We start from the raw sequence: 17,930 nt of genomic DNA, 5'->3' as shown, positions 1-17,930 counted from the left end.
TAGTAGTTAGGCAAGATCGCTACGAAGTTGACGAGGAAAAACGCGTCATCTTTCTGAAGGATTGGGAAATGAAGATGCCCTTTGAAGGTTAAGGTGGTTTGGCGCACAAGGACGTTTAGAAATTCGCGTTGAAGGCAACAACTTTTACGCCCACATTTCGTTGACGTTGGTAGAACCACCGCAAAGAAAAGCGTAAGCCAATGAAGAACTCTCTCGTCGTTCACGGCGAAAGAGAGAAGTTGAGAAGCCTAAAGGTGACAAGATTGCGTCAATTGACCTTGGCGTAAACGCGTTGGCTACTGTCGTGGTTGAGAACGTACTGTTCTATTTTACCGTGGTTCAGCAGTTAAGAGCAATTACTTTTACTTTTCAGAAAAAGATAGCTGAGCTTGACAAGTTGAAGAGCGAGACAGAAAAGGTTCAAGAAGTGATAGGGAAGAGGTGTTGAGGGAAAGGAAAAGAGTCACTAGGCTTTACCGTGGGCTTCTTCATTTACAGAACTTTAGCCTCTCACCTCACCAAGACTTTGTGGTCTTTGGTGTCTCCACGGTTTACTTGGGCTATCCTTACTTCATTCCTAGGATAAGGGTAACAAGCTCACTTCAAATTTGGTCTTATCGCAAGTTGGCGCTATAGTGAATGAGTACGGCATAATCGCGTTTCTAGTTGTTGAGTACAATACCTCGCGGCTCTACGCCTTCCATAACGTTAAGGTTGACAGAAATCCCAGGGGTGTCGTTAGCTGTCCTTTTGGTCGTAAACTTCACAGCGACGTCAACAGTGCGTTAAACATTATGAAACTAGGAGTGAAGAAGATTGTCAACGCTTTGGCTCTTTCCTTTCTCTTCACATCACGGAGTATCTCCCTTAAGGGGGAGTAACGCCTTAGACCTATGCAGAACCCTCGCAGGAAGGGGAGGAGGCCAGATCATACAATGGAAAGTACAACAATCACAAGCTAGTAAGCTTTAACTTCCTTATTCTCATTAAATCTTGGAAATACAGTGTGGTTCTCTATCGCTTTATAGAGGTTTCTTAGGTAATTAATGTAGTGACTTCGAGTTTAACAGCCTAAAATATAAGCTAAAAAAGTTGTATCTAGATTATAATTTTCGTGGTACAACAATTTATCGATAGACAGAGGGAACTAGAGTTCCTTGAAGAAAAGTACAGAGAAAATAAAGCCCAACTGATTGTTCTTTATGGAAGAAGAAGAGTTGGGAAAACAGAATTGGTTAAGCAGTTCATCAAAGATAAAGAAGCAATATACCACTTATCTACCAATGATGGGATACAGAATAACGTTAAGAGACTTAAAGAAGCGTTTGCACGCCTCACTGGTAAAAACTACTTTATATCGCTAAACGTCTCCTTGGATGAGCTGTTAATTTACTTCGGTGATGAGATCAGCAATAGAAGGGTTGTTCTAGCGATAGACGAGTTCCAGTATTTGACTGAAGCTGACAAAAGCGTTATCTCCCAAGTGCAAAGGGCGTGGGACGAAAAACTAAGTTCAACCAGACTATACTTACTGATCACAGGCTCTAGCGTGGGGATGATGGAGAATGAAGTATTGTCAAGTAGGTCACCGCTTTATGGAAGAAGGACAGGAAGTTGGAAGTTAAGTAAATTGCCGTTTCCTGTTCTCTCTAGTTTTTTCCCCGGCAAGAACATAGAAGAGCTAATAAAGATTTGGAGCGTAGTTGACGGAATACCTTTTTACATTCTTCAACTTGACCCTAGTCTCAGCATAGAGGAAAACATAAGGAGAAAAATAATGGAGAAAGGTAACGTACTATACGACGAACCTCTCTACCTTCTTAGGGAAGAATTTAAGGAGCAAAGAGTATACCTTAGCGTACTAAGGGCCATTTCTCAAGGCTATAACACGATAAGTAAAATCTCAGAAGTAACAGGCTTAGATAAGGGTAACTTGACAAGCTATCTAGACAGGCTGGAGGAGAACGAGATTGTGGAAAGGGTGATACCATATGGAATGAAGAGAGGATGGTGGGAAATTAAGGATAACTTCTTTGATTTCTGGTTTAAGTTCGTGTACGAAAACATAAGCGATCTAGAGATTGATAGAGTTAAAGAGGTTATGGAAAGGATTAACTTGGGGCAGTATTTCTCTTTAAAGTTTGAGAAATTGATAAGGGAGCTAATAAAGGAAAAGCTAATCCCATTACCGTTTAAATTTGAATATGTAGGCAAGTACTTACACAAGGGAGAGGAGGTGGACGTAATAGCTGAGGGAAAGGAAGTATTGTTTATGGCGGAAATTAAGTGGTCGGATAACGTAGAGTGCAAACCTTTGATTAATAAAATGAGGAAAATTATGAGCAAATTGAATGAAGAAGGTAAAAAGAACGAGTATTATGGAGTGTTCGCTAAATCTTTCAAGAACTGTGATGCTGATGTGGTATTTGACCTTAATAAGCTGTCTCAAACGGTTATGAAATATAGTTAAGCTTACTCGAAACAGCGAAGAGCTAGTTACGCTAAGTTTAAAGCGTGTAAAGAGGAAAACGGAGCTCTTGTGGTAAGGCGTGAAGCTAAATTGCGACAACTGCTGAAAAAAGTCGAAGGCTAAACCATGTAAAAAAGGATGGCTGAAAACTTCAAGTTTCAGCAAAAGAGTCCTAATGAAAGAGAAGTGATGGTTTGCTTCATGGTGTTATGGATACTGGTTTCAGAACGAAGAATTTGCCAAATAGTCAAGTAAAGCTATTTACGTAGATTGCACTACATGAACTACCTTTAATCACAGATGTGCTTAAGCGTTTTGAACGTAAACAGTGAGTCTCTCAGTTGAACACGTCTAGTCAACAAGAAGTATTAGCTTTCAAAGTTTCAATTAACAAGACTATAACTAACGCTTGCTTAAAGCGTAGTTGACATTCAGTTACGAACACGTCATTGCGTTGGGGAAGAATAAGGATTAGAAAGAATTTTTGTATCGATAAAAATTTGGCAACTTCCTCAATAAAGAACATTTACGCCATGAGTTATAGCGTTAACTAGAAAACGCCGTTAGAAAAGCCTCTCAATAAAGTCAACAACATCATCTATGCCAGTAGTTATTTGACTTGCAGCGTTGGCTACTTGCTTTGCAACTGCCTCAACGCCTTGGGTTATCATGTTGCCAGTAATCTCTAGGTTTGAAACTATGCTGTAAGCGTTCTCAACACCTTGCTCCAGTAACTTTTCTAACAGCTCTGAGGCAAATATTATCCGTGCTACCCAATCGTCAAAGGTCTGCTCGTTAATTCCTTGGGAAACCGCAAACTTCTTCAGTTCAGCATAGGTCCATTCTTTTGGAGGAGAGGTATATGAAAGTATGCTAACGCCAGGCTGAGCTAAAGTCATTATATTGCCTATGTTAATACTAGTTGGCTGGGCAATTATCTCTACGTTATTCACAAAGCCATATAGGGCCAACTTATCGCATGATGTTGGGTTATCACAATTTGTAGCTGAGAATATTGGAGAACCTACTAACGAGTCCCCAATCTTTTCGAGCGCTACATCTTTTGTGCTACCGTTAGGCAGTCGTATCGTAAAGTCATATCCTACAACATTTTCAGAATCTGCAAAACTTGGCGCTATCAAGAAGGGAGCTGTAATTCCAGTTTCTGGGATTCCAAGTAAAATTGCAGGAGTTGGAGCTATCTTGACTATGTTGGAGGCATAAGTGATGAAACCTACCCAATCTTTAGTAATCTCGTAGTGTCTGTGTTGATCATAATGATATGGCGGAATTCTTACGATAAATGAACTCGCAGCTATATCATGAAGCAGTGAGGGATAATAATTATACACAGTCATAATATTTATATTTATTGCGCTTATTCCCATACAGTTCCTTATGGGGCGGATTAGCTCTATATCTATCTAAATCGCTAGCTATTAGAGGTATTACGCCCAATTTTCCAGTGTAAGGCCACTGTTGTAGTAAACTCCTAATATTTGGACCGAAAATTGACACCGCTTTGGAAAACCTCCCATTTGCTAGTTTGAGAAGATATGGAATAGTCCGGTACTCCTCCAACGTAGTATAGGACATCCTTAAATCCATCTCGCGTTGGAGAGGGAACCTTAACCAGAATTCCGTGCCTAAAAAGCTTATTTATTAAGTCTCTTACACCGTCGAGTCTGCTCGATTGAAAGTCGTTATAAGCCTCTTCATACCATTGATTTACTTGATTATTCAAGTTCTTTACTATCCTACCAGGCACCAGAACTGCAGGAACGTATTCGTAAAATCTGTTATTCCTAACTTCGTTATAGTTGCTTACATCACATTCTGCTTCCTTGGGAATTGGAGCAGCTTGCGTCAAAATGCCTATCGTCGTAAGGGCCGCTATTATAGTTCCTATTAGACCGCTCGTTTCAGTTGTACTCGAAAATTTACTTAATGCTTGTTCAATTTCCTGTTGCCGCTGAGATGTAAATATAAGTAGCTTTAATAGTTTTTAAAGCTTATTTAATTGAAGTGTATAAAAACTAATTTGTCAGAACACAAATTCCTAAAATCTCAGTTACTGATCCAAAAAAGATAAAGTACAATTCAACATCTAAAAAGCGAAACTACTCAGCTCTATTAGCTTATTTTATAAGCCTAAACTACTTACAACGAGTTTAAGAAACATAACTTACTAGGAATAGGCGCCGCAGCCGGGATTTGAACCCGGGTCAAGGGCTCGACAGGCCCTCATCCTAGACCGGGCTAGACTACTGCGGCATACTAATATTATTACAGTGGTTATTTAAAGTTTACTCACTGTTGTTACCCCTTCACTTTATTAAATCTTTCCTTCTATACCATCACGTTACATATGCAATTGAATTTTCAATAAAAAAGAATTAAAAACAGCGCCGGGGGCGGGATTTGAACCCGCGCAGGGAAGACCCCCACTGGCTGACCGGCAGAATCTCCAGGCCAGCCCCTTGGTCCGCTCGGGCACCCCGGCACTATAACAAAAATATGAAAGGGACCTTTATATAAGTTCTATCTCTATGTAAACGTCTTCCGGAACCCTGACCCTCATAAGTTGCCTCATTACTCTTTCATCAGCGGCTATGTCAATGACCCTCTTATGGATCGACATCTCCCACTTCTCCCACTTCTTCTTCCCCTCGCCGTGTGGCAGCTTCATCACCGGCACCTCCATCCTCTTGGTAGGTAAAGGTATTGGTCCCCTCATGCTTATTCCCGTCTTGTCTACTATCGCCTTAATCTGATTAACAACGTAGCTCAAGTCGTTGACGTTTGTGCTCCAAAGCCTTATTCTCGCTTTTGTGGGCATAAAAACAACACCGTAAAAAACCTTACTTGATCTCCACTTTTGCTGGCTTTACGTCAGTGATTACTCCTACTCCGACGGTCTTGCCCATGTCCCTCATAGCGAACCTGCCCAGTGGTGGGAACTCGTTGTACTTCTCTACACACAGCGGCTTGATGGGCTTGAACTTCACTATTGCAGTATCGCCTTGTTTGATGAACTGCGGGTTCTTCTCAGCCTCCTTACCGGTCTTGGGGTCGATCTTCGCCACAATCTCTGAAACCCTACACGCTACGCTGGCTGTGTGGACGTGTAGGACGGGGGTGTAGCCCACAGCTATGGCGGTTGGGTGCCATATGACGATTATCCTGGCTGTGAACTCGTCTGCTACTGTGGGTGGGTTGGTGGTGTGGCCTGCCACGTCTCCCCTCTTTATGTCTTTCTTCTCTACTCCCCTTACGTTGAACCCTATGTTGTCGCCGGGCTCTGCCTTGTCCAACTTAGTGTGATGGGTCTCAATAGACCTAACCTCTCCCACCTTCCCAGCTGGCATGAAGACTACTTTGTCACCTACCTTCAATACTCCACTCTCTACCCTTCCCACTGGGACTGTACCTACGCCGGACTTGGAGTAGACCTCCTGAATGGGGATCCTCAAGGGCTTGTCTATTGGCTTCGGTGGGATCTGCAACATGTCTAGGGCTTCCTCTAGGGTGGGCCCATTGTACCATGACATGTTGCTTGATTTCTGGGTAATGTTCTCTCCGGTGATCGAGACAACTGGAATGAACTTGACCTTGCTCATGTCAAAGCCGAAGCTCTTCATGAACTTGGACACTACGTCAACTATCTCCTTAAACCTCTTCTCGTCGTATGGAGGCTCCGTGGCGTCCATCTTGGTTACTGCCACTATGATCTGGTCAATACCCATTGTCCTGGCCAGGATTAGGTGCTCCCTGGTCTGCCCTTCCGCGCTCATTCCGGCCTCGAATTCGCCCTTCCTAGCTGAGACCGCAAGTATGGCCGCGTCCGCTTGGCTAGCCCCTGTGATCATGTTCTTCACGAAGTCCCTGTGCCCTGGAGCGTCAATGATCGTGAAAAAGTACTTCTTGGTCTCGAACCTCATGAAGGTCAAGTTAATGGTTACGCCTCTTTCCCTCTCCTCCTTCAGCCTGTCCAGCAGGAAGGCGTACTTCTCTGACTCCTTCCCTAACTTCTTTGCAGCCTCCTCTGCCTCTTTGATGGTCTTTTCGTCTAGAAATCCTCTTTCCATTAGTAGCCTTCCGACTAAAGTGCTTTTACCGTGGTCTACGTGACCAATGACGATTAGGTTAAGGTGTGGCTTCTGAGACATTTCCCTTACACACTCCTCAACGCATTTTAGTGTGATAGGATTAATAAAAGTTTAGCTATTTACCTTGAGCTTAAAGCGATCCTCTCTATCTCTTCTTTCTTTCTCAATGCGTAGCTCTTAGTGTCCCCGGACGCCGCGGCAATTATCTCCTCGGCCAGTGCTTCGTCGATGGGCTTCGGATTGTTAAATGAGGCCGACCTGGCTCCCTCGACTAAGTGCCTCAAAGCCAAGTCCACTCTCCTCTGAGGGGAGACGTCGACTGCCACGTAGTAGACTATACCACCGTACATTATCCTGGTTACCTCTTCCCTGGGGGCTACGTTCTCTATTGCCCTCACAAGTACTTGAATTGGATTCTGGCCTGTCCTGGCGTTTATTATCTCGAACGCGGCCTTCACAATGTTGTACGCCAACATCTTCTTCCCCTTGTTCTTGCCAGGCCTCATCATCTCGTTAATTAGCCTCTCCACTATACTAATCCTGGACTTGCCGAACCTCCTGTGCTCGTGCCTACCTCCAGAGTGGGGTAAGTATACTGGCATCAGCGAGATGTACTTCTTTAGGCTGGGGTCTCTGACTTCGACCTTAGTGTCCCATTTACCAAATATCTTTACATCCAGATTGCTTAGCTCGTTCTCCATAATTGTTCTTGTGACTTAATACAAAAGGAGGTTATATATCTATTCATGTTCGTTTATTAGTTATTTTTGAGTATAATATATCAATGTCTGAGCAGAGCGACTACATAAGGGTTAACAACGTGGACGCGTTCTTTTACCCCCTAAACGGGGTAACCGTTATTGTGTGCTACCTAGAGGACGGCAGGGAGTTTAACCTGTTTTACGTGCCCGCGGAGATCGTGCTGGCCATAAACAAGATCAAGAAGCAGAGCGAGGAAAGCATAAGCCTAGATAAAAGAGAGACCATCTACGACATTCTCTCCTTTGTCCCAGAGATCTCTGAGGAACTGGCGAAGCACATAAACAAGGTAGTCATAGACGATATGATAGACACTGTTTACGTAGCTACAGTAGAGCTGAAGTTCGACGGCGTGATAATCCAGAAAAGGATGATACCCAGCCACGCCATATATCTAGCCTTGATCACTAACAAGCCGATATTTGTAAAAAGGAAACTGGTAGAGGAGCAAGAAAGGGACAGAGAACAAGAGAGGAAATAATCCCTTCAGTTTACCTGACTGGCTTGGTCTTCTTACCCTTGTATAACGCGTCAAGAGATACGCCGTTCACCATTATTACCTTATACCTGACCCCTGGCAAGTCTCCCATCGACCTTCCTAGGGTACCTCCTATCCCTGCTATTACTACTTCGTCGTGCTCGTCAACGAAGTTGACGCCACCGTCTCCTGGAACGAAGGCGGTCACTACCCTACCGTTCTTTACCAGCTGAACCCTCACGCACTTCCTCACGGCAGAGTTAGGCTGTCTGGACTCAATACCTACCTTCTCAAGCACAATACCCCTTGCCATTGGAGCACCCTCTAGCGGGTCGAACTTCTTCTTCAGCTGTAACATCCTTGTCTTGAAGGACCTTTGGCTCCACCTAAACTTTAGCCTCTTGAGCTTTAACTTCCTAGCTGCAAACAAACCTTTCGGAGATTTACCCGGCAATTTTGCACCCCTAGACTATTACTACTGTGTCTATATCCATGTATCTTTTTAAAATTAATTTGGCCCTAACCACGTTTTTGCCTCCTTTACCTATTGCCAAACCCTTGTCTTGGGGGTCCACAGTTATGTAGACAGCCTTCTTTGAGTCGCTTTCCACGACTTTAACGCTCCTCACCCTCGCCGGCGCCATTAGGTTCTTCACCAGTTCCTCCAAGTTCTCACTGTAAGCAACTATCTCTATGTCCTTGCCTATAATCTTCCTTAGCTTCTTTACGTTAGCTCCACCTTTACCTATTGCGATTCCCATGAACGTTGGGTCAACCAGAAAGATTATCCTGTTGTTTTCGTTGTCTATTATGCAGTCCTTTACCGTTACTTTCGTCACGTCTTGGAACAAAGACATGTAATTCATTTCTTCTTGCGTGAGTTTTATTTCGGGCAAAAACACAACACCTCTTCTCATCCGGTCTGCTGTTGAGTTAGCAGCTCGAGGATTCTGGAGCTACCAGGTTCCTCCACCCCGATCGTGGATATCATAAAGGGCTTACCAACCAGAGTTCCTAGATCCCAACCGCTTCCAGGGTACTTGTAAAACGGTATCCCTGAGACCTTGCAGTAGTGCACTATGTCGTCCATTATGTCGCCCCTCAGCGTCGACGCCACGATCACTGCTTTTAGCTTTCCCATTTTTAATTTTTTCAAAGTCCTTCTGCTTCCAATTACTACTTTACCTGTCTTTAAAAGGTTTTTTATCTCGGATTCAACCGTTATATTTTGAGACATTTAATCACCTCGAGGTAGGCGTCATTAAAAGCTCTACCATTCCAGTTCCAAGTTTAATGGGTTGCCCAATTATAATATTTTCTACTACTCCTTTGAACTCCTCCACGTCCCCTCTGGCCGAGGCGTCCAGCAAGTGCTTTACAGTAACTTCGAACGCAGCCCTAGCTAACACGCTGGTCTTTTCTCCAGTCACTCCGTGCCTTCCTATTTGCCTAACTTCTCCTGTCCTGGTCATGATCTCGGAGACGAGCTCTATGTGCCTAACGTCTACGTCAAGGCCTTGATCGTCTAGGACCTTCTTTATCTCCCTAGATATGAGCTCCCTGGCAGCCTCTATTCCTAGGACGCTCTCCACCTCGTGAAGGCTGTTGGTCTCAACTCTCTTGAAGTCGATGCCCTTTATCCCGATTATGCCCTCTAGGTTAGACCCGTCTGTTATTATTACGTACTCGTCACCGCGTTTTTGAACAATGGCCCTCTTAATGCCTTTCACGCCTTTAATCTTAGTGGAAAGGATCCTCTCCCTGGCCTTGAAAAGGGTAGTAATGTTGTCTAAATTGCTAAACGTTATGACTAGAGTTAGCTCGTCTGGCTTGTCAATCGTATACTCGCCTATCTTGAGTTTCTTTATTGCCTTCTCCACATCGTCTATTGAAACCCCCTTATCCCTCAACATGTCTCCGTCAAAGTGTATTTCTATTGACATTGAGGCCATGTCTATGTTTGTGTAATCTACTACGTTCTCCACTTTAGTGTACTCGAGCTTCCTAGCTATCTCAGTGGCCTTCTCTTTACTTCCCTTGTACTCGTCCTCTAAGTAGATGGTCATCATGGGAGTAGACGGAACCTTTCTGGCGTCAACTATTTCTATAAGTCTTGGAAGTCCCAAAGTGACGTTGAGTTCCCTAACGCCGGCGTAGTGGAAAGTCCTCAACGTCATCTGGGTGCCAGGTTCGCCTATTGACTGCGCTGCTACAATACCTATGGCTTCTCCAGGATTTATAAGAGAGCCCTTATAGTCGTCCACTGCTAACTGCACTATTTTATCTATCTCCTCTTTCGTTAGCTCCACAGGGTAGTCCCTTGCGCTGTCCTTAAGCTTCTGTAGGGCAGTGTCTGGGATTTGGCCCCTTAGTTGGGAGATCTTCTCTTCAAGGTATTTCTCCGTTTCCTCCGACAACATGGGGTTTCACTTCCTCCAGCCGGCTACCCTCTCAATTATTCTATCCGCGTCCACGGTCTTGCCGTGAGCGCTATACATTGGGTGCACGCCATCTCCTCCATATAACGTTTGTATCACTTCGCCATATAAAGTTCTTACTGAGCCGTCGTATTCTACCCTTAGGTCGGCCAGTGCGTTGATAAGCCTTCTCTGCATGTAACCGCTCTGCGATGTCCTAACTGCGGTGTCTACTAGGCCTTCCCTACCTGCGGCCGCGTGGAAGAACGTCTCTATTGGGCTGAGTCCTCTTCTGAAGGAGGAGTACACGAAGCCTCTGGCTTCTGGAGAGATGTCACCGGGCTTAAAGTGGGGCAATGTCCTCCTGGAGTATCCTCTGTATATCCTCTCTCCCCTCACTGATTGCTGTCCTAGCATTGCCGCCATTTGTGTTATGTTCAGCACGCTACCCCTAGCCCCTGTCCTAGCCATAATGTAGGCGTTATTGAATGGATCCAGGTACATGGTAGCTATTTCTCCTGACGTGTTTCTGAGCTTGTCTAGAGCGTCAAGTATGTAGTTCTCCAGGCTCTCCTCAAGGTTCCTGCCAGGCAAAGGCTCCAGTTCCCTTCTATTGTACTTCTCTATGAGCTCTAAGACCTCTTTATTTGCCTCTTTAGCCTTCTCTGCTATCTTGTCTATAGCTTCCTTAGGTATAGTAACGTCGTCCAACGTCATTGTTAGACCGTGGAGCTCGATGTACCTTATGAAAACCTTGAATAAGTTGTCCATTAGCCAGAGGACATAGTCCTCTCCATATTCCCTCACCAACCAGTGCAAGATACTTTCGGGCTGTTGGTTTCCTATGGCCTTTTTATCGAACACTCCCTCCAATAACTTACCCTTCTTTATTACTATATAGGAATCGTGCGGACAGTCCTCGTCCTTACATGCCCTAACGCCGCTCGATATGTTGGCTTGACCGTGGAAGTTGAAGTCCTCAGGAATAAATAGGCTAACTATCTGCTTCCCGGTGTAGAGCCTCTTGGGCGCTAAAATTGCGGGCTCCCCCAACTCCTTCTGCAGGTCTACGACCCCTAGGATTATCTGAACCTCTTCCTCAGTAAGCACGGTGGACTTTACAGTAAGCAAGTAGGCCCCGCTTATGTAATCTTGGGCGGAGCCTATGATTGGACCACCGTACCTTGGGGTCAAGATGTTGCGGTGGACTATCATTATCTCCCTGGCTTCAGATATTGCCTCCTCGGACTGTGGCACGTGGAGGTTCATCTCGTCTCCGTCAAAGTCAGCGTTATAGGGCGGACAGACTAATAGGTTAAGCCTAAACGTCCTTCCAGGCAATACCCTTACCTTGTGCCCCATCATTGAGATCCTGTGCAACGAAGGTTGCCTATTAAATATGGCAATGTCTCCGTCCATCAAGTGCCTCTCTACTATAAAGCCTGGGGCCAAGGTAGAGGCGAACTCCTTCCTGTCCTTCACGTAACGCAGGTCTATCCTCCTACCGTCGTTCCTTATGACGTAATTTGCACCCGGCCACTTCTCGGGCCCGTTTATCACTAGTTCCCTGAGCTTGTCTATGTTCCACTTGGTGACCTTCTCCGGTACTGTTAGAATCTTAGCTATGTCCGCTGGGACGCCGACTTCGTCTATGCTTATATTAGGGTCTGGCGATATTACAGTCCTAGAAGAGAAGTCGACCCTCTTCCCTGAGAGGTTGCCCCTGAACCTTCCCTCCTTACCCTTTAGCCTCTGGGCCAGTGTCCTCAACGGCCTGCCCGACCTATGCTTTGACGTTGGCAAGCCAGGGATCTCGTTATCGAAGTAAGTGGCCACATGGTACTGTAGCAGGTCCCATAAGTCCTCAACTATCAGCTGTGGCGCTCCTGCGTCGATGCTCTCCCTAAGCCTCTCGTTTATCCTAACGATATCGACCAGCTTGTGGGTCAGGTCGTCCTCTGCTCTTATTCCGCTTTCTATCATTATAGACGGTCTAATGGTGATGGGGGGTACGGGGAGCACGGTAAGTACCATCCACTCTGGCCTACTGTGTTCCTTGTCGTAACCTAGAAGCTCTATGTCTTGATCCGGGATCTTCTCTAGCCTATCCCTTATATCAGAGGGCGTAAGCCTAATTACTCCTTCCTTCCTCTCCTCGTAAAAGTTGTATGGTTTCTCCAGCTTTATCTTGAACTGTTTCTCACCGCAGTGGGGGCACACAGCGTTCTTCATCGACGCCCTCTTCACGTACTCTATTACTCTCTTTGCTGCCGAAGGCCACCTGTTCTTTATTGCACTGTATATCTTGTAGTACCTCTCTAGTTCCTCTTCGCTCAGCTTTATCCTTCCACAACGCCTACAAGTGGCCCTAAGGAGATCGTCCACATGTTTTACGTATCCCACGTGAAGAACCGGCCTAACTAGCTCTATGTGCCCAAAGTGGCCTGGACAGCTCCCTATTACGTTACCACATGTTGGGCATCTCTGGCCTGGCTCAATTACTCCTAGCCTAGGATCCATTACGCTTCCTTCTATCGGCGTACCGTCCTCGTCGTATACGTCTGGAGTGATTATTGCAGTTACTGACATTCTCCTTATCTCGTCAGGAGACAAAATGCCGAATTTTATGCCCTTTATTACCTTTTCACTCATTATGATCACCTTTCACGCTTACCTTGTCTCCCAGGATAAGCCTGGGAGAAATCACCATGCTCATAAGCTCTTGAATTAAGAGCTTAAACGCGTAAGAGACCGTGACGGGATATAGGTTACTCTTGTCTCCGTGGATGGGACACACCAACTTGCCCTTATTCCTGTCGTAATATCCTATGTACCCACACTGCTCACAGACGTACACTGTGGTCTTATCCGAGTTGTCCAAGAGCCTGTCCTTTAGTACCATTGCAACGCCGTAACCTATTAAGCAATCCCTTTCCATTTCACCGAACCTGAGACCTCCTTCCCTAGCCCTTCCCTCTGTTGGCTGTCTGGTGAGTATCTGAACGGGACCTCTGCCTCTGCCGTGCATCTTGTCAGCTACCATGTGGTGGAGCTTCTGGTAATACACGACCCCAAAGTTGATCCTGCCCCTCAACTTCTGTCCTGTCCTTCCGTCATAGACTACCTCTGTACCGTCCTTTAGGTAGCTATACTTAAGGAGATCGTTCTGGAGCTCCTCTATGGGCAAGTTGTAGAACGGGGTGCCATCCACTACATGTCCAGACAACGCCGCGTACTTGCCAGCAAGCGCCTCCATTATTTGCCCTAAGGTCATCCTAGAGGGAAGGGAGTGTGGGTTGAGTATTATGTCCGGCACTATTCCCTTTACTGTGTACGGCATGTCGGCTTGAGATAGAAGCATCCCTATTACTCCTTTCTGTCCGTGTCTGGTGGCGAACTTGTCGCCCAGCTCCGGTATCCTTGGATCCCTTACCCTTACCTTTACGAGCCTGTTTCCGTCTGACGTCTCTGTTATTAACACTAGGTCTACTATTCCCTTTTCGCCGTGCCTAGCTACTATTGACGTGTCCCTCTTTGACTGTTCTGGGGAGAGCTCCTTAAACTCCTGCAAGAACCTCGGAGGGCTTACCTTGCCTATGAGGACGTCTCCTCCCTTCACGTCGACCTCTGGAGGAACGATCCCATTCTCGTCAAGTAAAGCGTAATATTCCTTCCCCTTGTACCCCTTTAGCCCTTCCTCTGGCTTTTCTATCTTGTCCTCTTGTCCTCCAGGGTACTTGATTTCCTCTGCCGAGTAAAGCCTGAAGAACGTAGATCTGAACATCCCCCTTTCTACTGACGACTTGTTCATTATTATTGCATCCTCCATATTGTAGCCAGTGAACGACATTATGGCCAGAATAGCGTTGGTTCCTGAGGGCCTTTCCGTGTAGCCAATGGCCTCTAGAGCTCTGGTCTGGACTATTGGCTTCTGAGGATAATGAAGTAGGTGGGCCCTACTGTCGGTTCTCAGTTGATAATTAGCTGCGTAGAGCCCGAGGGCCTGCTTGGCCATTGCTGACTGATAGGTGTTTCTGGGAGACTGGTTGTGCTCAGGATATGGTATGATTGAGGCAGTTATCCCCAGAATTGCAGGTGTCCATATCTCTAGGTGAGTATGAGAAGAGGTTAGTTGGTCTGGCTCTACTGCAATGTAGGCGTTTTCTTCCTCCTCAGCGTCCACAAACTCTATCTTCCCCTGTTTAACCAGGTCGTTAAAGGTCAGTTCTCCGCTCCTCAGCCTCGCAATATCCTCTTCTGTGACTAGCGGTTTGCCGTCCTTAACTACTATTAGAGGTCTCCTTACTCTACCTCCGTCGCAGTTCACGTATACTTCGTTGTAGTACTCTGTGGATATGAACGCTACGTTTACCTCGTCGCTCAGCTCCCCATTCCTTCTCCTCTCCCTCACCTTGTTAGCTAACTCGCCCCCATCTGGATAATACCCAATTAGCCTGCCGTTTAAGATGACCCTGCTCCATTGCAGGTACTGCGAGGGATCCTCTCCTTCGCTTGCCCTATTTAGGATGTCCTCTATGGGAACTACACCCATCTCGTACAAGCTCTTCTCGACTATTTTCTCGTTTATACCCACCGAGATCTGCGCAAGTAAGGCTAGGTTTTTCACTAGACCGCTGTTGGGCCCCTCTGGCGTCTCGAAGGGACACATCCTTCCCCATTGGGTTCCGTGAAGATCCCTTGCCTCAAAGTTGGGCTGTCCCCTAGCTAAGGAGGAGATTACCCTCCTAAGGTGGCTCAACATGGAGAGCCAGTTTGTCCTGTCCAGCAATTGGCTTACTCCGGTCCTACCTCCCACCCAGTTTCCGGTAGCGAGGGCGTGTCTTATCCTCTCGGTTATAATGTCTGGCCTCACTAAGGCGTTTAGGGCAAGCCTCCTTCCTCTCACCTTCGATTTCTCTAGCTGGTAAACTAAGTCCTTGACGAAGGCCTTAAACGACACCCTAAACAGGCTGGCAAAGAGGTCTCCAGCCAGCTTTAGCCTCTTGTTAGCGTAGTGGTCTTTATCGTCTGGAGTCCTCCTGCCTAGGTAGAGCTCAAGTAACTTGGATACTGCAAAGCCTATGTAATATGCCTTCCTTATCCTGTCAGATGGCGAGGTGCCTATGTGAGGTAAGAAGTACTTATCGAGTACCTGCTCTGCCTTCTGGATCCTCATTTCTCTCTTCTGGCCTATTGCGATCCTACTACCTATGAAGTCCAAAGCGTCCTCCTTGGTGGTTATCGAACTCGCCTGCTCGATGGACGGCATTAGCTCGTTCTGTATCTCATTATCGAAGCTGACAGAGTATACTATGTCCCTATCAGTCACTATCCCAAGAGCTCTCATTAGTATAGCGAAGGGTATTCTGCCTGGAACCGACGGAAAACTGACGTGGATTGTAGAATCCCTTAGCCTTTCAATCGTTATTGGAACCCTGTACCCTGACGTGCTGGATATTATCTTAGCGGTGTGGGTTATGTTGGAACCCGCCTTACCAGTGTCAACAAGAACCCTGTTGGTAGCCAAGTCTTCTTGAGTCACTATAACTCTCTCGCTACCGTTTACTATGAAATACCCTCCTGGATCCTTGGGGTCTTCGCCTATCTCTATGAGCTTTTCCGCTGATAGATTAGAAGTCGGATCAGCCACCGACTTTAGCATCACTGGTAAGTCACCTATGTAAACTTCTATTGGTTCACCTTCGATGTTGTTCTCTACCGGTATCATAGTTAAGTAGATGGGCGCAGCGTAGGTCAAGTTCCTAAGCCTAGCCTCCATCGGCGTTATCTCCCTGTCTCCCCTGTCAGCTTCCCTAACCCTAGGCTTTCCTATCCTTATTTTCCCCAGCTTTATCTTGAGCCCAGGGATCTCGGTCTCGATCTCGCCCTGCTCGTCTATTATCTCTTGTAACTTGTTCTTTATGAAGTCGTTAAAAGAGTCCAAGTGTTGCCTAACTAAGCCTCTGGACCTGAAGAACGCTTCTACTATGTTCCACCTGTCCTCAATTGAGAGCATTTGGAATTCACCCACTTATTACATATCTATAAGTAACTATCTCTCCCCCTGTCCTTGACTTCCTAGTGATCTTCACTATGTCGCCTGGCTTAGCCCCAATAGCTCTTGCCACTGGATCTGTAGCCTTCAACCAGGGTAGTTGCTCTGGACCTATTCCGAGTTGTTTCAACACCATGTAAGCCTCCTCCACTGAAAGGACCTCGTGCTTGGGGACAAGATCGTGTATTGTAGGATCTAACTTTTTAGAAGCTGAACGCATACAGTACACCTAGAGTAATATTGTGATAAAAAGCCTATCTATCTGGGAATATAAAAATTTAAGCTAATGTTTTCATCTGACTACGTGCCTTTTCTATCATGTTTTTAGCATTAATTAAAAGTTCCTCATAACTCATTTTTACTCTGGCCACTCCTTGTTGAATCGCTTTAGTCCCCACCGCTGCCGCAACCCTCGGGAAAACTTCCCACTCGGTCATCTTTGGTATTATGTAATTCTCGTTAAGTCCTTTCTCTCTGGCAAAGGCTACAAGTTCCCTTGCCGCCTCAATCACCATCTCGTCGGTGATCGTCTTCGCTCTTACGTCTAAGGCACCCCTGAAGACTGCTGGGAATATTAGGGAGTTATTTATCTGGTTAGGCAAATCACTCCTTCCAGTTCCGACTATCCTTGCGCCCGCCTTCTTGGCCTCGTCTGGCCATATCTCTGGGACAGGGTTGGCTAAGGCAAACACTATTGCGTCCTTGTTCATCTTCGCGATAAGGTCCTTGCTTATCGTCCCTGGGCCCGGCTTAGAGGCAGCGATGAGGACGTCTGCTCCCTCAAATGCTTTCTCCACTGAGGTTACGTTATCCTTATTGGTTTGCTTAAGTAACTCGTACTTCCACACGTTTTCCTCTTTCATCTGCTCCTCGTCATCCCTTCCCCTGTACAAGACCCCCCCAGAGTCCACTAGGATCATGTTACTATATGGAACACCGTACTTGTAGAGGAGTCTGGCAGTCGCTATGTTGGCTGCCCCTGTTCCAAATAGTACAACTTTGATGTCGCCGGGTTTCTTCCCTACTACCTCAAGCGCCCCAATAAGGCCAGCCAACGTTGCTCCTGCAGTGCCCTGTTGGTCGTCATGCCAGACTGGAATCTGAAGTTCCTCCCTAAGCCTATCCAGTATGTAGAAACACTTAGGTGACTCAATGTCCTCAAGGTTTATTCCCCCAAACGCGGGTTCTAGGATTTTGACTGTCTCTATAATCTTATCGGCGTCAGTGGTGTTCAGGGTAAGGGGGACTGCATCCACTCCTCCAAGGTACTTGAAAAGTAAAGATTTCCCCTCCATCACTGGCATTGCGGCCTCTGGACCAATATTGCCTAGTCCTAGAACCCTTGTTCCGTCAGTTACTATTCCTATAACGTTCCACCTATAAGTGTACTGAAAGGAGAGGCTCTTGTCTTGGTGTATTGCCTTGGATACTGCCGCAACTCCTGGAGTGTACAGTACGGAGAAGTCGTCTAAGGAGTTCACCGGAACCTTTGGTATTATCTGAATTTTTCCTTTATATTTAGATGCGACCTCTATGGCCATCTTGTCGTAATCTACCACGAGAATCCCACTAAAAGGAACGAGCGGTGGCTTAAAAATAATAACTATCAAATGAAAGAGAATTTGTGATTAGACTCACAAGG

Annotated in this window: 18 protein-coding genes and 2 tRNA genes; 5 read left to right on the top strand and 15 right to left on the bottom strand. The window is 46.1% G+C overall.

The genetic code is table 11. The annotated features are described in order from the left end of the window. Window positions 1-292 precede the first annotated feature (292 nt). The 4 genes from MPF33_09920 to MPF33_09905 all read left to right on the top strand — a co-directional run bounded on the left by MPF33_09920 (window position 293) and on the right by MPF33_09905 (window position 2,470). Window positions 293-448, top strand: coding sequence for a hypothetical protein (locus tag MPF33_09920; protein MCI2415536.1), 156 nt, complete (start codon window positions 293-295; stop codon window positions 446-448). Beyond that, window positions 445-636 (top strand): hypothetical protein, encoded by a 192-nt coding sequence (locus MPF33_09915; protein MCI2415535.1) that lies wholly within the window; start codon window positions 445-447, stop codon window positions 634-636. Before MPF33_09920 ends, MPF33_09915 begins: the two co-directional genes overlap by 4 nt. Beyond that, window positions 609-881: a transposase gene (locus MPF33_09910; protein ID MCI2415534.1), complete on the top strand. Its 273-nt coding sequence runs from the start codon at window positions 609-611 to the stop codon at window positions 879-881. Before MPF33_09915 ends, MPF33_09910 begins: the two co-directional genes overlap by 28 nt. 233 nt (window positions 882-1,114) lie before the next feature. Then, a complete protein-coding gene (locus MPF33_09905; protein ID MCI2415533.1) occupies window positions 1,115-2,470 on the top strand; it encodes an ATP-binding protein in 1,356 nt (451 codons plus the stop codon). 563 nt (window positions 2,471-3,033) lie between these two features. Here the strand turns inward: MPF33_09905 and MPF33_09900 are convergent. From MPF33_09900 to MPF33_09870, 7 genes are all read right to left on the bottom strand, one after another. Beyond that, complete coding sequence (locus MPF33_09900; protein ID MCI2415532.1) at window positions 3,034-3,858, bottom strand: hypothetical protein; 825 nt, start codon at window positions 3,856-3,858, stop codon at window positions 3,034-3,036. A gap of 104 nt (window positions 3,859-3,962) precedes the next feature. Further along, the gene (locus MPF33_09895) at window positions 3,963-4,340 is read right to left on the bottom strand and encodes a hypothetical protein (GenBank protein MCI2415531.1); all 378 of its coding nucleotides are present in this window, start codon (window positions 4,338-4,340) and stop codon (window positions 3,963-3,965) included. 329 nt (window positions 4,341-4,669) lie between these two features. Beyond that, window positions 4,670-4,744 (bottom strand) — tRNA-Asp (locus MPF33_09890). Between the two features lie 132 nt (window positions 4,745-4,876). Continuing rightward, window positions 4,877-4,973, bottom strand: a tRNA-Ser gene (locus MPF33_09885). Between the two features lie 27 nt (window positions 4,974-5,000). Further along, complete coding sequence (gene rpsJ / locus MPF33_09880; GenBank protein ID MCI2415530.1) at window positions 5,001-5,309, bottom strand: 30S ribosomal protein S10; 309 nt, start codon at window positions 5,307-5,309, stop codon at window positions 5,001-5,003. 22 nt (window positions 5,310-5,331) lie between these two features. Beyond that, window positions 5,332-6,639 (bottom strand): translation elongation factor EF-1 subunit alpha, encoded by a 1,308-nt coding sequence (tuf, locus tag MPF33_09875; protein ID MCI2415529.1) that lies wholly within the window; start codon window positions 6,637-6,639, stop codon window positions 5,332-5,334. Between the two features lie 59 nt (window positions 6,640-6,698). Further along, on the bottom strand, window positions 6,699-7,280 hold the full coding sequence (locus MPF33_09870) for a 30S ribosomal protein S7 (protein MCI2415528.1): 582 nt from the start codon (window positions 7,278-7,280) through the stop codon (window positions 6,699-6,701). Between the two features lie 83 nt (window positions 7,281-7,363). Between MPF33_09870 and MPF33_09865 the strand changes: the two genes are divergently transcribed. Continuing rightward, the gene (locus tag MPF33_09865) at window positions 7,364-7,819 is read left to right on the top strand and encodes a DUF151 domain-containing protein (GenBank protein MCI2415527.1); all 456 of its coding nucleotides are present in this window, start codon (window positions 7,364-7,366) and stop codon (window positions 7,817-7,819) included. A 10-nt stretch (window positions 7,820-7,829) separates the two neighbouring features. Here MPF33_09865 and MPF33_09860 read toward each other — a convergent pair whose 3' ends face one another. Genes MPF33_09860 through MPF33_09825 form a run of 8 tightly spaced genes read right to left on the bottom strand, consistent with a single transcriptional unit; the run spans window position 7,830 to window position 17,829 of the window. Further along, window positions 7,830-8,270 carry a 30S ribosomal protein S12 gene (locus MPF33_09860; GenBank protein ID MCI2415526.1) on the bottom strand — a complete coding sequence of 147 codons (441 nt, stop codon included), beginning with the start codon at window positions 8,268-8,270 and terminating at the stop codon, window positions 7,830-7,832. 10 nt (window positions 8,271-8,280) lie between these two features. After that, a complete protein-coding gene (locus tag MPF33_09855) occupies window positions 8,281-8,712 on the bottom strand; it encodes a NusA-like transcription termination signal-binding factor (protein ID MCI2415525.1) in 432 nt (143 codons plus the stop codon). Window positions 8,713-8,729: 17 nt separating this feature from the next. Further along, window positions 8,730-9,053 (bottom strand): 50S ribosomal protein L30e, encoded by a 324-nt coding sequence (locus MPF33_09850; GenBank protein ID MCI2415524.1) that lies wholly within the window; start codon window positions 9,051-9,053, stop codon window positions 8,730-8,732. A gap of 4 nt (window positions 9,054-9,057) precedes the next feature. Then, window positions 9,058-10,236, bottom strand: a complete 1,179-nt coding sequence (gene rpoA2, locus MPF33_09845; GenBank protein ID MCI2415523.1) for a DNA-directed RNA polymerase subunit A'' — start codon at window positions 10,234-10,236, stop codon at window positions 9,058-9,060. A gap of 6 nt (window positions 10,237-10,242) precedes the next feature. Further along, window positions 10,243-12,885, bottom strand: coding sequence for a DNA-directed RNA polymerase subunit A' (rpoA1, locus tag MPF33_09840; GenBank protein ID MCI2415522.1), 2,643 nt, complete (start codon window positions 12,883-12,885; stop codon window positions 10,243-10,245). After that, entirely contained in the window at window positions 12,878-16,249 is a 3,372-nt protein-coding gene (locus MPF33_09835; protein ID MCI2415521.1) for a DNA-directed RNA polymerase subunit B, read from the bottom strand. The genes rpoA1 and MPF33_09835 overlap by 8 nt, the downstream gene beginning before the upstream one ends. A gap of 7 nt (window positions 16,250-16,256) precedes the next feature. After that, entirely contained in the window at window positions 16,257-16,508 is a 252-nt protein-coding gene (locus MPF33_09830) for a DNA-directed RNA polymerase subunit H (protein MCI2415520.1), read from the bottom strand. 58 nt (window positions 16,509-16,566) lie between these two features. Continuing rightward, on the bottom strand, window positions 16,567-17,829 hold the full coding sequence (locus MPF33_09825; protein MCI2415519.1) for an NADP-dependent malic enzyme: 1,263 nt from the start codon (window positions 17,827-17,829) through the stop codon (window positions 16,567-16,569). Between the last annotated feature and the right edge of the window lie 101 nt (window positions 17,830-17,930).

The sequence above is a fragment of the Candidatus Aramenus sp. CH1 genome (assembly GCA_022678445.1).
Lineage (GTDB): Archaea > Thermoproteota > Thermoprotei_A > Sulfolobales > Sulfolobaceae > Aramenus.
This window is presented reverse-complemented; position numbering and strand designations above follow the sequence as displayed.

Bases quoted from the DNA above. Each gene is read 5' to 3' on its own strand.
- MPF33_09865 (MCI2415527.1), top strand. From the start codon at position 7,364: ATGTCTGAGCAGAGCGACTACATAAGGGTTAACAACGTGGACGCGTTC.
- MPF33_09830 (MCI2415520.1), bottom strand. From the start codon at position 16,508: ATGCGTTCAGCTTCTAAAAAGTTAGATCCTACAATACACGATCTTGTC.
- MPF33_09870 (MCI2415528.1), bottom strand. From the start codon at position 7,280: ATGGAGAACGAGCTAAGCAATCTGGATGTAAAGATATTTGGTAAATGG.
- rpoA1 (MCI2415522.1), bottom strand. From the start codon at position 12,885: ATGAGTGAAAAGGTAATAAAGGGCATAAAATTCGGCATTTTGTCTCCT.
- MPF33_09825 (MCI2415519.1), bottom strand. From the start codon at position 17,829: ATGGCCATAGAGGTCGCATCTAAATATAAAGGAAAAATTCAGATAATA.
- rpsJ (MCI2415530.1), bottom strand. From the start codon at position 5,309: ATGCCCACAAAAGCGAGAATAAGGCTTTGGAGCACAAACGTCAACGAC.
- MPF33_09835 (MCI2415521.1), bottom strand. From the start codon at position 16,249: ATGCTCTCAATTGAGGACAGGTGGAACATAGTAGAAGCGTTCTTCAGG.
- MPF33_09850 (MCI2415524.1), bottom strand. From the start codon at position 9,053: ATGTCTCAAAATATAACGGTTGAATCCGAGATAAAAAACCTTTTAAAG.
- tuf (MCI2415529.1), bottom strand. From the start codon at position 6,639: ATGTCTCAGAAGCCACACCTTAACCTAATCGTCATTGGTCACGTAGAC.
- MPF33_09900 (MCI2415532.1), bottom strand. From the start codon at position 3,858: ATGGGAATAAGCGCAATAAATATAAATATTATGACTGTGTATAATTAT.
- rpoA2 (MCI2415523.1), bottom strand. From the start codon at position 10,236: ATGTTGTCGGAGGAAACGGAGAAATACCTTGAAGAGAAGATCTCCCAA.